The organism is Streptomyces sp. NPDC093018 (genome assembly GCF_040684035.1).
GTDB lineage: Bacteria > Actinomycetota > Actinomycetes > Streptomycetales > Streptomycetaceae > Streptomyces > Streptomyces murinus.
This window is the reverse complement of record NZ_JBFBFF010000002.1, coordinates 183313-197990: the sequence shown is the minus strand read 5'-3', so window position 1 is coordinate 197990 and position 14678 is coordinate 183313. Positions and strand designations below refer to the sequence as shown.

At 69.2% G+C, this 14678-nt stretch carries 14 protein-coding genes and 1 riboswitch; of the genes, 7 read left to right on the top strand and 7 right to left on the bottom strand.

The features are described from left to right. The first annotated feature begins 119 nt into the window (after nt 1-119). The 6 genes from nagB (at nt 120) to AB0N90_RS04730 (ending at nt 7631) form a co-directional block, all read left to right on the top strand. Complete coding sequence (gene nagB / locus AB0N90_RS04755) at nt 120-905, top strand: glucosamine-6-phosphate deaminase (RefSeq protein WP_365193011.1); 786 nt, start codon at nt 120-122, stop codon at nt 903-905. 183 nt (nt 906-1088) lie between these two features. After that, a complete protein-coding gene (locus AB0N90_RS04750; protein WP_085566480.1) occupies nt 1089-1853 on the top strand; it encodes a GntR family transcriptional regulator in 765 nt (254 codons plus the stop codon). Nucleotides 1854-1988: 135 nt separating this feature from the next. Continuing rightward, a complete protein-coding gene (locus AB0N90_RS04745) occupies nt 1989-2252 on the top strand; it encodes a DUF3311 domain-containing protein (protein WP_172427629.1) in 264 nt (87 codons plus the stop codon). Further along, nucleotides 2249-3877: a monocarboxylate uptake permease MctP gene (gene mctP / locus AB0N90_RS04740; RefSeq protein WP_365193008.1), complete on the top strand. Its 1629-nt coding sequence runs from the start codon at nt 2249-2251 to the stop codon at nt 3875-3877. Before AB0N90_RS04745 ends, mctP begins: the two co-directional genes overlap by 4 nt. 125 nt (nt 3878-4002) lie before the next feature. Beyond that, a riboswitch (cobalamin riboswitch) is annotated at nt 4003-4138 on the top strand. 122 nt (nt 4139-4260) lie between these two features. Further along, on the top strand, nt 4261-6618 hold the full coding sequence (locus AB0N90_RS04735) for a ribonucleoside-diphosphate reductase subunit alpha (RefSeq protein WP_365193006.1): 2358 nt from the start codon (nt 4261-4263) through the stop codon (nt 6616-6618). Next, a complete protein-coding gene (locus AB0N90_RS04730) occupies nt 6618-7631 on the top strand; it encodes a ribonucleotide-diphosphate reductase subunit beta (protein WP_086806860.1) in 1014 nt (337 codons plus the stop codon). The genes AB0N90_RS04735 and AB0N90_RS04730 overlap by 1 nt, the downstream gene beginning before the upstream one ends. Here the strand turns inward: AB0N90_RS04730 and AB0N90_RS04725 are convergent. Then, complete coding sequence (locus AB0N90_RS04725) at nt 7544-7786, bottom strand: hypothetical protein (protein WP_078967568.1); 243 nt, start codon at nt 7784-7786, stop codon at nt 7544-7546. The genes AB0N90_RS04730 and AB0N90_RS04725 overlap by 88 nt on opposite strands. Nucleotides 7787-7878: 92 nt before the next feature. Between AB0N90_RS04725 and AB0N90_RS04720 the strand changes: the two genes are divergently transcribed. Further along, nucleotides 7879-8841, top strand: coding sequence for a helix-turn-helix domain-containing protein (locus tag AB0N90_RS04720; protein ID WP_365193004.1), 963 nt, complete (start codon nt 7879-7881; stop codon nt 8839-8841). Nucleotides 8842-8888: 47 nt separating this feature from the next. Here the strand turns inward: AB0N90_RS04720 and AB0N90_RS04715 are convergent, their stop codons facing one another. From AB0N90_RS04715 to sigR, 6 genes are all read right to left on the bottom strand, one after another. Next, complete coding sequence (locus tag AB0N90_RS04715; protein ID WP_365193002.1) at nt 8889-10262, bottom strand: cytochrome P450; 1374 nt, start codon at nt 10260-10262, stop codon at nt 8889-8891. Further along, nucleotides 10259-11299 carry an epi-isozizaene synthase gene (cyc1, locus tag AB0N90_RS04710; RefSeq protein WP_365193583.1) on the bottom strand — a complete coding sequence of 347 codons (1041 nt, stop codon included), beginning with the start codon at nt 11297-11299 and terminating at the stop codon, nt 10259-10261. The genes AB0N90_RS04715 and cyc1 overlap by 4 nt, the downstream gene beginning before the upstream one ends. Before the next feature lie 334 nt (nt 11300-11633). After that, nucleotides 11634-12284 (bottom strand): peptide deformylase, encoded by a 651-nt coding sequence (def, locus tag AB0N90_RS04705; RefSeq protein ID WP_361674800.1) that lies wholly within the window; start codon nt 12282-12284, stop codon nt 11634-11636. Nucleotides 12285-12356: 72 nt separating this feature from the next. Then, the gene (locus AB0N90_RS04700) at nt 12357-13337 is read right to left on the bottom strand and encodes a tetratricopeptide repeat domain-containing protein (RefSeq protein ID WP_046418611.1); all 981 of its coding nucleotides are present in this window, start codon (nt 13335-13337) and stop codon (nt 12357-12359) included. A 218-nt stretch (nt 13338-13555) separates the two neighbouring features. Continuing rightward, a complete protein-coding gene (rsrA, locus tag AB0N90_RS04695) occupies nt 13556-13858 on the bottom strand; it encodes a mycothiol system anti-sigma-R factor (protein ID WP_037660188.1) in 303 nt (100 codons plus the stop codon). Next, a complete protein-coding gene (sigR, locus tag AB0N90_RS04690) occupies nt 13855-14550 on the bottom strand; it encodes an RNA polymerase sigma factor SigR (RefSeq protein ID WP_346077214.1) in 696 nt (231 codons plus the stop codon). The genes rsrA and sigR overlap by 4 nt, the downstream gene beginning before the upstream one ends. Nucleotides 14551-14678: the final 128 nt, after the last annotated feature.

Below are 14678 nucleotides of genomic sequence, written 5' to 3'. Positions count from 1 at the left end.
GAAGGCGCCGGTAATTTCCGTGACCCCTTGTGCCGAGGCATCGGCGCGAGAGGCCCGCTCTGTTAGATTGGTCTAAACCACATAGACGCACGAGCCCTCTCCAGAACGGCAGGCCCAGCGTGGAAGTTGTCATCGTTCCGGACGCCGCGGCGGGTGGCGAGCTGATCGCCGAGGCCATGGCGCAGCTGCTGCGACGCAAGCCCGACGCCCTGCTCGGCGTCGCCACCGGCTCCACCCCGCTGCCCGTCTACCAGGCGCTCGCGGCCCGGGTGCGGGCCGGCGCCGTGGACCCCGCGCGGGCCCGGATAGCCCAGCTCGACGAATACGTGGGGCTGCCCGCCGAGCACCCCGAGTCCTATCGCTCGGTGCTGCGCCGCGAGGTGCTGGAGCCGCTCGGCATCGGCATGGACTCCTTCCTCGGCCCCGACGGCACGGCCGAGGACGTCCGGGCGGCGTGCGCCGCGTACGACCACGCGCTCGCCGCGGCCGGCGGGGTGGACCTCCAGCTGCTCGGGATCGGCACCGACGGGCACATCGGGTTCAACGAGCCCTGCTCCTCGCTCGCCTCCCGTACCCGGATCAAGACCCTGACCGAGCAGACCCGGGTGGACAACGCGCGCTTCTTCGACGGCGAGATCGAGCAGGTCCCGCACCACGTCATCACCCAGGGCATCGGCACCATCCTGGAGGCCCGGCACCTGGTGCTGCTCGCGACCGGCGAGGGCAAGGCGGACGCGGTCGCGGCGACCGTCGAGGGTCCGGTCGCGGCCGTCTGCCCGGCCTCGGCGCTGCAACTGCATCCGCACGCCACCGTCGTCGTGGACGAGCCGGCCGCCTCGAAGCTGAAGCTCGCGGACTACTTCCGGCACACCTACGCGAACAAGCCGCAGTGGCAGGGGATCTGAGGACACGCGGACCCGGTGCCCAGGGGACCCCTGTTGGACTAGACCAGCTCGGGTCCCGACGGTATACAGAGGGGATCACGGAGCGTGCGGGTGGAGTCCTGACACAGTAAGCCGTGCCACGATGTGAGCCGTGGCCGATGGGGATGTCGGTCGCTTCGGCATCCGGAGCCGGGAAGGCGGAGCATGAGCACCGATGTCAGCAGTGCGGAGAACGAGGCCGGCACGACGGTCCGTACCGCACGCGTGCCGAAGTACTACCGCCTGAAGAAGCACCTGCTCGACATGACGGAGACGCAGGCACCCGGCACGCCGGTCCCGCCGGAGCGCACCCTGGCCGCGGAGTTCGACACCTCCCGCACCACCGTCCGCCAGGCCCTTCAGGAACTGGTCGTGGAGGGCCGCCTGGAGCGCATCCAGGGCAAGGGCACCTTCGTCGCCAAGCCCAAGGTCTCCCAGGCGCTCCAGCTCACCTCCTACACCGAGGACATGCGCGCCCAGGGCCTGGAGCCGACCTCCCAGCTGCTGGACGTCGGCTACATCACCGCCGACGATCGGCTCGCCGAGCTGCTCGACATCTCCGCCGGCGGACGGGTGCTGCGCATCGAGCGGCTGCGCATGGCCAACGGCGAGCCCATGGCCATAGAGACCACCCATCTCTCCGCCAAGCGCTTCCCCGCGCTGCGTCGTTCGCTGGTGAAGTACACGTCCCTCTACACCGCGCTCGCCGAGGTGTACGACGTCCATCTCGCCGAGGCCGAGGAGACCATCGAGACCTCGCTGGCCACCCCGCGCGAGGCCGGGCTGCTCGGTACGGACGTCGGGCTGCCGATGCTGATGCTCTCCCGGCACTCGCTGGACCGCGCGGGCCTGCCGGTCGAGTGGGTGCGGTCGGTGTACCGCGGCGACCGGTACAAGTTCGTGGCCCGTCTGAAGCGCCCGATGGACTAGAGCCGGTCCGGAGGCGTCCGTTCCTTCGCCGAATCGATACACACAGCTTGAGACGGGGTCTTCCACTGGCTGGATAGCGTCACCTAGATTGCCTGCGCATTACACAGGTGATCAGCGAGGGGACGGAGCCGCAGCATGCCAGAAACGCCCGAAGTAGGACCACCGGTGGTGACACCGCTGCGCGTGGTCATCGGCATTTGTCTCGTCGCGCCCTTCGTGGCGATGCTGTGGGTCGGCTCCTACGCGAAGACGGACCCGACGTTCATCGGCATCCCGTTCTTCTACTGGTACCAGATGGTCTGGGTGCTGATCTCCACCGCCCTCACCATGATCGCGTACAAGCTCTGGCAGCACGACCAGCGCTCCCGCCGTGACGCGCAGGGGGGTGCCGCGAAGTGAAGACCGGAGTCAACGGCGTCGCACTGGGCGTCTTCATCTTCTTCTTCCTGGCCGTCACGGTCCTCGGCTTCCTCGCCGCGCGCTGGCGCCGGGCCGAGAACGAGCACACGCTGGACGAATGGGGGCTGGGCGGCCGCTCGTTCGGCACCTGGATCACATGGTTCCTGCTCGGCGGCGACCTGTACACGGCCTACACCTTCGTGGCCGTACCGGCGGCGATCTACGCGGCGGGCGCGTCCGGCTTCTTCGCGGTGCCGTACACGATCCTGGTCTACCCGCTGATCTTCACCTTCCTGCCGCGGCTGTGGTCGGTCTCGCACCGGCACGGCTACGTCACCACCTCCGACTTCGTGCGCGGCCGGTTCGGCTCGAAGGGCCTGTCGCTCGCGGTCGCGGTGACCGGCATCCTGGCGACGATGCCGTACATCGCGCTCCAGCTCGTCGGCATCCAGGCGGTGCTGGACGTGATGGGCGTCGGCGGCGGCGAGAACACCAACGGGTTCGTGAAGGACCTGCCGCTGCTGATCGCGTTCGCGGTGCTGGCGGCGTACACGTACTCCTCGGGGCTGCGGGCGCCCGCGCTGATCGCGTTCGTCAAGGACGGCCTGATCTACCTCGTCATCCTGGTGGCGATCATCTACATCCCGATCAAGCTGGGCGGGTTCGACGACATCTTCGCCAAGGCGGCCCACGCGTTCAGCCAGGTCAATCCGGCCACCGGCAAACCACGCGGGGCGCTCGCGCCGGCGCCCGCCGGGCAGTGGACGTACGCCACGCTGGCGCTCGGTTCCGCGCTCGCGCTGTTCATGTACCCGCACTCGATCACCGCAACGCTCTCCTCCAAGAGCCGTAACGTGATCCGGCGCAACACCACGATCCTGCCGCTGTACTCCCTGATGCTGGGCCTGCTGGCGCTGCTGGGCTTCATGGCGATCGCGGCCGGGGTGAAGGTCACCAACGGGCAGCTGGCGATCCCGCAGCTGTTCGAGGACATGTTCCCGGACTGGTTCACCGGTGTGGCGTTCGCGGCGATCGGCATCGGCGCGCTGGTGCCGGCGGCGATCATGTCGATCGCGGCGGCGAACCTGTTCACGCGCAACATCTACAAGGACTTCATCAAGCCGGACGCCACGCCGAAGCAGGAGGCGCAGGTCTCCAAGTTCGTGTCGCTGCTGGTGAAGGTCGGCGCGCTGATCTTCGTACTGGGCATGGACAAGACGGTCGCCATCAACTTCCAGCTGCTCGGCGGCATCTGGATCCTGCAGACCTTCCCGGCCCTGGTCGGCGGTCTGTTCACCCGCTGGTTCCACCGCTGGGCGCTGCTCGCGGGCTGGGCGGTCGGCATGGTCTACGGCACCCTCGCCGCGTACGGTGTCGCCTCTCCGACCCAGAAGCACTTCGGCGGCTCCGCCGACGACATCCCGGGCATCGGCCAGATCGGCTACATCGGCATGACGGCCTTCGTCCTCAACGTCCTCGTCACGGTCGTCCTGACCGTCGTCCTGAAGGCCGTGAAGGCCCCCGAGGGCGTCGACGAGACCCGTCCCGAGGACTACACGGCGGACGCGGGCGACCCGGGCGTGGCGGTCGAACTGCCGCCGGCCACGGCGGGCAGCACGCACTAGCGAGGCGCCCGGGGGACCCGGGCGACCAGGGACGGGCCGTCGGCGCCAAGGCGTCGGCGGCCCGTTTCGCATACCCCCCGTAGACACAAGGTGACACAACATCTGGGGGTGGCATGACGACCCGGCACTAGATGTATGCTCATGGTCGCTGTCGTCGCAGGGGAATCCGGTGCGAATCCGGAACTGTCCCGCAACGGTGTACTTGTGCGTATCCGCGCACGGGGATCAGTCCGAGGACCTGCCGGCAGCGCACCCGGCCCACCGGTTCGGGTGCTCTGAGACGTCCGGGCCTCGCGGAGTGGGCCGGTGGACGCGACGCCCTGTGCGCTCGTGACTGCCCCTGCCCTCCGCCAGGCCCCGTGCCGAGCGAGGGAGAGCCCCACGTGACCATCGCGCCAGCCGAACCGGCTTCAGCCCAGGGCCTGGAGAACGACGGTCCCGGTACCGCGCTGCTGCGGACCCTGACCGAGCTGACCGGGGACCTCCCCGACGCCGATCCGGGCCGGGTCGCCGCCGCCGCGCTGCGCGGCCGCTCCGCCCGCGCCGACGAGACGGAGCTGCGCGAGCTCGCCACCGAGGCCGCGGCCGGACTGATCTCCGAGGACCCCGCGTACTCCCGGCTCGCCGCCCGGCTGCTGACCATCTCCATCCGCGCCGAGGCCGCCTCGCAGGGCGTGACGTCCTTCACCGAGTCGGTCGCCGTCGGACACCGCGAGGGGCTCATCGCCGACCGGACGGCCGAGTTCACCCGGATCCACGCCGCCCGGCTCGACGACCTGATCGACCGCGCCGCCGACGACCGCTTCGGCTACTTCGGCCTGCGCACCCTGCACAGCCGCTATCTGCTGCGCCACCCGATCACCCGTCAGGTCATCGAGACGCCCCAGCACTTCATGCTGCGGGTCGCCGCCGGCCTCGCCGAGGACGACTCGGCCCGCTCCGTGGACGAGGTCGCCGCGCTCTACGGCCTGATGAGCAGGCTCGACTACCTGCCCTCCTCCCCCACCCTGTTCAACTCCGGCACCCGGCACCCCCAGATGTCGTCCTGCTACCTCCTCGACTCCCCGCTGGACGAGCTGGACTCCATCTACGACCGCTACCACCAGGTCGCCCGGCTCTCCAAGCACGCCGGCGGCATCGGTCTGTCGTACTCCCGTATCCGCGCCCGCGGTTCGCTGATCCGCGGTACGAACGGGCACTCCAACGGCATCGTGCCGTTCCTGAAGACGCTGGACGCCTCGGTGGCCGCGGTGAACCAGGGCGGCCGGCGCAAGGGCGCGGCCGCGGTGTACCTGGAGACCTGGCACTCCGACCTGGAGGAGTTCCTGGAGCTGCGGGACAACACCGGTGAGGACGCCCGCCGTACGCACAATCTGAACCTCGCGCACTGGGTGCCGGACGAGTTCATGCGCCGGGTCAACGCCGACGGGCAGTGGTCGCTGTTCTCCCCGGCGGACGTGCCCGAGCTGGTGGACCTGTACGGCGCGGAGTTCGACGCCGCCTACCGCGAGGCGGAGCGCAAGGGCCTCGCGAAGAAGACCATGCCGGCCCGTGAGCTGTACGGCCGCATGATGCGCACCCTCGCGCAGACCGGTCAGGGCTGGATGACGTTCAAGGACGCCGCCAACCGCACCGCCAACCAGACCGCCGAGCCGGGCCAGGTCATCCACTCCTCCAACCTCTGCACGGAGATCCTGGAGGTCACCAACGACGGCGAGACGGCGGTCTGCAACCTGGGCTCCGTCAACCTCGGCGCCTTCGTGGTCGACGGGGACATCGACTGGGCGCGCCTGGACGAGACCGTGCGCACGGCCGTCACCTTCCTCGACCGCGTCGTGGACATCAACTTCTACCCGACCGAGCAGGCGGGCCGCTCCAACGCCAGGTGGCGCCCGGTGGGCCTCGGCGCGATGGGCCTCCAGGACGTCTTCTTCCAGCTGCGGCTGCCCTTCGACTCCCCCGAGGCGAAGGCGCTGTCCACCAAGATCGCCGAGCGGATCATGCTCGCCGCGTACGAGGCCTCCGCCGACCTCGCCGAGCGCAGCGGCCCGCTGCCGGCCTGGGAGCAGACCCGTACCGCGCGCGGGGTGCTGCACCCCGACCACTACGACGTCGAGGAGACCTGGCCCGAGCGCTGGGCGGCGCTGCGGACCCGGATCGCGAAGGTCGGCCTGCGCAACTCGCTGCTGCTGGCGATCGCGCCGACGGCCACCATCGCCTCCATCGCGGGCGTCTACGAGTGCATCGAGCCGCAGGTGTCCAACCTGTTCAAGCGCGAGACGCTGTCCGGTGAGTTCCTCCAGGTCAACTCGTACCTGGTGCGGGACCTGAAGAACCTGGGCGTGTGGGACGCGCGCACCCGGGAGGCGCTGCGCGAGGCCAATGGCTCGGTGCAGGGCTTCGCGTGGATCCCCGAGGAGGTGCGGGCGCTGTACCGCACGGCGTGGGAGATCCCGCAGCGCGGTCTGATCGACATGGCGGCGGCGCGCACCCCGTTCCTCGACCAGGCGCAGTCCCTGAACCTGTTCATGGAGACGCCGACGATCGGCAAGCTCTCCTCGATGTACGCGTACGCCTGGAAGTCCGGGCTGAAGACGACGTACTACCTGCGCTCGCGCCCGGCGACCCGCATCGCCCGTGCCGCCCAGGCGCAGAAGACCATCCCCGTCCAGCAGGTCGCCGACCCCGACGCCGTCGCCTGCTCCCTGGAAAACCCCGAGTCCTGCGAGGCCTGCCAGTAATGTCCACCCGTAACCAGAATCTGCTCGACCCGGGCTTCGAACTGACTCTGCGTCCGATGCGCTACCCGGACTTCTACGAGCGCTACCGGGACGCCATCAAGAACACCTGGACCGTGGAGGAGGTCGACCTCCACTCGGACGTCGCCGACCTCGCGAAGCTGAGCCCGGCCGAGCAGCATCTGATCGGCCGCCTGGTCGCGTTCTTCGCGACGGGTGACTCGATCGTCGCCAACAACCTGGTGCTGACGCTGTACAAGCACATCAACTCCCCCGAGGCGCGGCTCTACCTGAGCCGTCAGCTGTTCGAGGAGGCGGTGCACGTCCAGTTCTATCTGACGCTGCTGGACACCTATCTGCCCGACCCGGAGGACCGCGCGGCGGCGTTCGCGGCGGTCGAGAACATCCCCTCGATCCGTGAGAAGGCCGAGTTCTGCTTCAAGTGGATCGACTCGGTGGACAAGATCGACCGACTGGAGACGCAGTCGGAGCGCCGCCGCTTCCTGCTGAACCTGATCTGCTTCGCCGCGTGCATCGAGGGCCTGTTCTTCTACGGCGCCTTCGCGTACGTCTACTGGTTCCGCAGCCGGGGTCTGCTGCACGGCCTGGCCACCGGCACCAACTGGGTGTTCCGCGACGAGACGATGCACATGTCCTTCGCCTTCGACGTGGTCGACACCGTCCGCAAGGAGGAGCCGGAGCTGTTCGACGACCAGCTCCAGCAGGAGGTCACCGACATGCTGCGGGAGGCCGTCGAGGCCGAGCTGCAGTTCGCGCGCGACCTGTGCGGTGACGGCCTCCCGGGCATGAACACCGACTCCATGCGGCAGTACCTGGAGTGCGTGGCCGACCAGCGTCTGACTCGGCTGGGCTTCGCGCCGGTCTACGGCTCGGAGAACCCCTTCTCCTTCATGGAGCTCCAGGGTGTTCAGGAGCTGACCAACTTCTTCGAGCGCCGCCCGTCGGCGTACCAGGTGGCGGTGGAGGGCACCGTCGACCTGGACGAGGACTTCTGAGCCTCCTTCTCCCCATGGGCCTCCTGGGCCTTCCTGATCTGCCGGTCGATGCGCCGCTCGCGCAGGATGCCGAGCACGGAGGGAAGGACCAGGAGGACGAGGATCCCGAGGGTCGCGGTCATTCCGATCAGGCCTTGGATCTGGTTTCCAGTCATGCCACTACTGTCCTGCCGGACACTGCTGACCGGGAGTGGCAGGACTGCCGGGCACCCTCGAATTACTGCCAGCCCTGAGGCACACTGGGGGCATGCTCAAGAACGTGGCCGCCGTGCTGCTGAACGGAGTGCACCCCTTCGAGCTGGGCGTCGTCTGCGAGGTGTTCGGCATCGACCGCAGCGACGAGGGGCTGCCGGTGTACGACTTCGCCGTGGTCTCGGCCGAGGGGCCCGACCTCGGCACCCACTGCGGGTTCACCGTGTCCACGCCGCACGGCCTGGAGCGGCTGGAAGCGGCCGATCTGATCGCCGTACCGGCCGGTGAGAGCTATGCGGACCGGGACTATCCGCCCGAGCTGCTCGCGGCGCTGCGCCGGGCCGTGGAGCGGGGCACCCGGGTGCTCAGCGTCTGCTCCGGGGTGTTCGTGCTGGCCGCCGCGGGGCTGCTGGACGGGCGCCGGTGCGCGGTGCACTGGCACCATGCCGAGCAGCTGGCCCGGCGCTATCCGCGGCTCGCCGTCGAGCAGGACGTGCTCTATGTGGACGAGGACCCGGTGATCACCTCCGCGGGCACCGCGGCCGGCATCGACGCCTGTCTGCATCTGGTGCGCAAGGAGCAGGGCCCCGAGGTCGCCAACAAGATCGCCCGCCGGATGGTGGTGCCCCCGCACCGGGACGGCGGCCAGGCCCAGTACATCGAACGGCCGCTGCCCAAGACCCCGTGCGACACCGTCGGCGAGGTGCTGGTGTGGATGGAGGAGCACCTCGATCTGGAGGTGACCGTCGAACAGCTCGCCGCCCGCGCCCATATGGCGCCGCGCACCTTCGCCCGCCGCTTCCAGCAGGAGACGGGGACCACGCCGTACCGCTGGATCCTGCGTCAACGGGTGCTGCGCGCCCAGGAGTTGCTGGAGGGCACCGACGAGACGGTGGACGCGATCGCCGCGCGCACCGGGTTCGGTACGGCGGCCGCGCTGCGCCACCAGTTCGTGCGGGCGCTCGGTACCACCCCGAACGCCTACCGGCGCGCGTTCCGGGGCCCGCAGGCCGCCTGAACACGCGCCGGTGGCGGCACGTCCCTCCCGGCGTCACCCGGGGTGTCTCACCAGGGCAGCGGCCGCAGCCGCAGATTGTCCGGGCGCAGCGTGATGCCCACCCGGACGGAGTCGTCGCTGTCGTCGGCCGGTTCGAAGCGGTACTTCGCCGTGATCGCCGCGGTGATCAGGCTCAGCTGGGCCATGGAGAAGTGGTCGCTGGGGCACTTGCGGTTGCCGACGCTGAAGGGGCTCATGGCGTACTTCGGCACCTCCTTGGCCCGCTCCGGAAGCCAGCGGTCCGGGTCGAAGTCGAGGTGGCGGTCGTACGAGCGGGCGTCGCGCTGAATGGCGTACGGGCTGTAGATGATGTCGGCCCCGGCCGGAATGCGATACTCCCCCAGCGCGGTGTCGGTGGTCGCCCGGCGCGTCAGAATCCATACGGCGGGGCGCAGCCGGATGGCCTCCAGGATCACATTGTTGGTGTGCCTGAGGGAGCGGACGTGCTCGAATCCGACCGGCTGGCCTCCGGTCACGGATTCGACCTCGGCGCGCACCTTCTCGGCATGCTCCGGGTGTTCCGCCAGCGCCTGGAGCAGCCACATGATCGTGGAAGCGATCGTTTCGGCGCCGGGGGTGATTATCGCGACGACCTGGTCGTGGATCTCCTGTTCCCCGATGGGCTCCCCATTGTCGTCCTTCGCCTCCAGCAATGCCGTCAGCAAATCGTCCGGCTTTTGACCAGATGCCCTCCGCTCGGCGACGATCTCGTCCACGAGCAGATGCAAATCGGCCAATGCGCGGTTGAATTCGCGGTTGGCCGGAAACGGCAGCTTGTACAGGGGCCCCAGCGGCACCACCATCCTGCGGTACATACCGCGGAAGACGGTGGCGAGGTCGGTGCTCAGCCGCTCGGCGCGCTCGTCCATGAAGTCGCCGCGCAGCAGGCAGCGGGCGGCCATCCGCACCGCCACCCGGAAGGACTCCGAGGTGCAGTCGATGGGGGTGCCGGGGCGCCAGCGCTCGGCCAGCGCGTGCGCCTCCTCCTCCATGATCGGGCCGTAGCCGGGTATGGCGTCCATCCGGAACGCGGGCTGCATGGTGCGCCGCTGACGGCGGTGGAGGGGGCCGTTGGCGGTGGCCACGCCCTCCTTGCCGAGCAGGCCCTCCAGCGACTCCCACACCGGGCCGTCGATCTTGAAGTCGGGGCTGAGGGCGAGCGCGCCCGTCAGCTCCGGGGTGGTGACGGCGTACACGGTCTTGGGGCCGAGCCTGAGGCGCACGATGTCGCCGTGGGCGCGCAGCGAGGACATGAAGTCCAGCGGGTCGCGCACCAGTTGGAGGCCGTGCCCGAAGACCGGGACGGCGCCGCCGGCCAGGGGTGGTTCACGCAGCTCCGCCGGTTCGACGGAGGTCTCGGGCTGCACGGACTCTACGGTCATTTCTCACCTGCCGCTTCGTTGGTGACGTACGGGGGTGTGGAGCGGTCGGCCCAACTGTCCACCATGTAACGGCCGGACTCGTGGTGGAACCAGTAGACCGAGCTGAACCAGTTGCGCATATTGCCGACGCAGGTACGGACGGCGGTGCTCAATTCCTTTCCGCGGACCGTGCCGTCGGCCAGTGCATCCGCGAACCTGAGTACTTCGCGTTCGGCTGCGAGGAATTCATCGATGCAGGTCTCGACGCGCCGCCTGATATTGTCGACCGCCGCTTCGAGCGTCAGCCCCTCATAGGTGATGAGACTGATTCCGAGATTGTGGACCTCATCGCCCGCTATTTCCTTCGGGAGTGAGCACAGATCGTTGTACCAGGCGGCGAATTCCTGACTGAGCAATGCGGCCCGGCGATAGGATGGGTTCTTCCTTATGGCGTCGGGGAGTTCGCATCCGGCACTGGGTTCGAGCAGGTCGGTCCAGATCCAGTGCGCAAAGGTGAGCCGGCGCAGGGCGAGATACTCGTCGACGCCGGGCACATATCCCTGGGTGCGATTGCGGAATTCACGGTCGTACGCCTCGATGACCGTGTGGAAATGCCGGGCGAAGCGCTGGTTCCAGGTGCTCGGCAGGAAGCCGTAGAGCCGCAGCACGCTGTCGGCGAATCCCGCGACCAGCGGGTCCGGGTGGTGCAGATGGTGCCTGGGTGCGTCGAGTGCCGCGTGCAGCCGGTGGCGCAGCCGCCGCCAGTCACCCGTGCGCGCGTGCACGATGTCGCGGTCGTGCCGGTCGTCCCAGACGAAGAACCAGGCGCTGTAGTCCGCTATGGCCTGGAGCACCTCGTCGCGGGCGTCCGTGTAGTAGCCCGCCATGAGGTCGGTGTAGCGCAGATCGTCGGCGAACTCCCGCACCTTGTCTTCTGGCATCAGCCGCTTTTCCAGCAGCCACAGCCGGGTCTTCTCCTGGAGCCGCGGCCAATACGGGTGCAGTCGCCGGGGAAAGTTGGACTCGATCACCGGGAGTGCCAGTGAGGGTGGTACCACGACCGCCGTCGTCGTCTCTGTGGTGCTGCGTGGGAAAGCTTGCACAGAACAAACCCCTCTCAGCCGCCGGATACGCACCCGCTCGGGTGGGGCCGGTACGTCTCGTTGCCTATCCCGCACTTCCCATTCAGCACCACAACTGACCGCCGTGGGAACGGATTTGCGCCCCTCACTACCCCATGGTGCCGAGATTCCTCCCCTGCGTGACTGATTAATGATCACCAGCACCGCAGAAACGACCATTTGTGCGACGCACTGGTGAGCGAAGAAGGGCAAGAAGAAGGGCGCCGGGCCGGGAGTGGTCCCGGCCCGGCGCCCAACGGCCCCACGGGCCCTAGTCGTTGGCGACCACGGGGTAGCGCGGCTCGTTCTCGCCCATCTGCCGCAGCGCGTCCTTGCGGTCACGCTTGGACAGCCGGTCGATGTAGAGGTAGCCGTAGAGGTGGTCGGTCTCGTGCTGCAAACACCGTGCGAAGTATCCGGTGCCGCGGACCTTGATCGGGTTGCCCTGCTCGTCCTGGCCGGTCACCTCGGCGTAGTCGGGACGCGCCAGCTCGGCGTAGGCCCCGGGCACCGACAGGCAGCCCTCGTTGTTGTCGTCGAGCCGGCGCCGCTCGGCGGGCAGGTCGACCAGCTTCGGGTTGCACACCGCGCCCACGTGCCGGACGCCCTCGTCGTCCTGGCAGTCGTAGACGAAGACCTTCAGATCGACGCCGATCTGGTTGGCGGCCAGGCCCACGCCCTCGGCGGTGCGCTGGCTGGTGAACATGTCGGCGACCAGCTGCCGCAGTTCCTCGCCGAACTCGGTGACGTCCCTGCACTCCTTGTGCAGCACCGGATTGCCCACGACCGTGATCGGCCGCGAGGTGCCGCTCTCCCGCCAGGCCTTCTCGCGCCCCTCGCAGTCCTCCGTGTCCACGACATAGCCCTCGTCGTCGACGGGGAGCACGCCCGCGTGCTGCTGATCGGTGTCCTGCTGCGCCATGACCGACGTACGCCTTCCTGCAAGCCTGGAAAATTCTGCGTGTACAGCCTAAAGGGGCCGGTCACCCGCTGCTCAGCAAACCTCTTCCAGATCCCGCCAGTCCCGCGAATCCGGGCTGTCGGCGACCCATCCGTCCAGCAGCCCCCGCACCAGCGAAGGCGGCGCGGCCACCCCGCACTCCCGCTCCGGCACCCACAGCTGCCCGTCCGTGCGGTGGCCCAGGGGGCCCGGGTGGCCCGGTTCGCTGTGGTCGTGGGGGTCCAGGTGCTCCCCCTCGCCCTCGTCGGACGGCATCCGGGACTCACTGCACATCCGGCACAGCAGCCGCACCGAGGACGACCAGTCCTCCGCGGCGAACCCGGCGTCCGCGGCCAGCTGCTCCAGCGCGTCCCGGTCCGCCTCGGTGGCCGCCTCCAGGAGGACCACCCAGGTGGGCACGGGCGAGGGCGCCCACAGCTCGATCTCGTCGAAGACGGGGTAACTGTGCCCGGCGGACGTGGTGCGCTCTCCGTGCGGGACACCGTCGTGCAGCACGACCTCGCCCCAGCGCCGCCCCGAGGACGGCAGCGGGATGGACAGCACCTCGATCCGCGCGGGGTCCAGCCTGCGGCCCCACACCACCTCGGCCTCGCCCTCCGGGGAGAGCCGTACGGCCGCGCTGCCCAGCTCCATGCCGAGCGGTTCCCCGGCGGCGGTCGCGCCCCCGGGCACCTTGAGGCCGTACGCCTGCCAGGCGCGGCGGGCCAGCGGCCAGTCCTGGAGGGCGGTCGCGGCGATGCCCACGTTCCACCAGTCGGGGGCGCCGGTCTCGCGGTCGAGGAGGGCGACGGCGCGCAGTCCGGCGGCGCGGGCCTGCTCCCAGTCGTGCCGGAACTTGTGCAGCAGCGCGAGGTTGAACCAGGACTCCGACAGCCAGGGTTCCAGGTCGGCGGCGCGGGTCAGCAGTTCGCCCGCGTCCTCGTACCGGCCGTCGCCGATGAGCGTGAACGCGCGGTCGGTGGCCTGCCGCCAGGAGGCGGAGGGCCGGTGCCGTCCCTTGCCGAAGATCCTCACGATTCCCGCCTGCCAGTTCCAGTTCCGCACAGTGGGCTGGCTTGTGCCCCCAGGCGCCCTCTCCCTCGCATCCAACCACGTGCGGTGGGAACGGCGCTCATTACCCATGGGTTACCCAGGTGCGGGCAGGATCAGACAGTGCCGTACGTCTCGCCCGAGCCGGGGCGAAGCCGGGCGGGCCGGACGGGAGGGTGCGGGGCGCGGGCGGCGCGCGGGGCTCAGTTGTCCTGGGCCGTGGAGGTGATGTCGTGGTCGGGCGCGGGCTGTCCCGAGCGGATCAGGTCCAGTCGTCCCATGACCTTGGCGCGCAGGTCGGCGGGCACGTCGTCATGGCCGCAGCACCGCTTGACCAGCTTCTTCACGGCCTCTTCCAGGCCGTACTTCTCCAGGCACGGCGAGCACTCCTCGAAGTGGTGCCGGAACTTGTCGCGATCGACGTCCGGCATCTCGCTGTCGAGGAACTCGTACAGATGGTCCAGGACCTCACCGCAGTCCGTCTCGTGCGGCTCTCCGCAGCTCATGAGCCCGAGCCTTTCGCTTCGTCCGACTCTCCGGCGCCCGCCGGAACCAGCCCGCGCTCACGGGCGTAGTCCTCCAGCATGCCGCGCAGTTGACGGCGGCCCCGGTGCAGCCGGGACATCACCGTACCGATGGGTGTCCCCATGATGTCCGCGATCTCCTTGTAGGCAAACCCCTCCACATCCGCGAGATACACGGCGATGCGGAACTCCTCGGGGATCGCCTGGAGCGCTTCCTTCACATCCGAGTCGGGCAGATGGTCGAGCGCCTGCGACTCGGCGGAGCGCAGCCCCGTCGACATGTGCGACTCGGCCCGGGCGAGCTGCCAGTCCTCGATCTCCTCCGCGGCGGAACGCTGGGGCTCACGCTGCTTCTTGCGGTACGAGTTGATGAAGGTGTTGGTGAGGATCCGGTACAGCCACGCCTTGAGGTTGGTGCCCTCGCGGAACTGGTGGAAGGAGGCGTAGGCCTTGGCGTACGTCTCCTGCACGAGGTCCTCGGCGTCGGCCGGGTTGCGCGTCATGCGCAGGGCGGCCGAGTACATCTGGTCGAGGTACTCGAGTGCGTCCCGCTCGAAGCGCGCGCTGCGCTCCGCGGTCGACTCGGCGGACGCCGCCGCGCTCGTGCCCCGGCCCTCGGGCTCTTCCGCCTGGCCGTTGTCGGTCCCCGCGTCGGTCCCTGTGACCGGACCCACCTCCTCAAGATCCCGGGCAGGACCGGGAGTGGTCCCACTCGATTCGGAGGATAGAACACGACCCGTACCCGCCGCCCCTCGAATTGAGGCGGTCTTGGGCGCGCGCAGCACCGTCCAGTCCAGCTCAG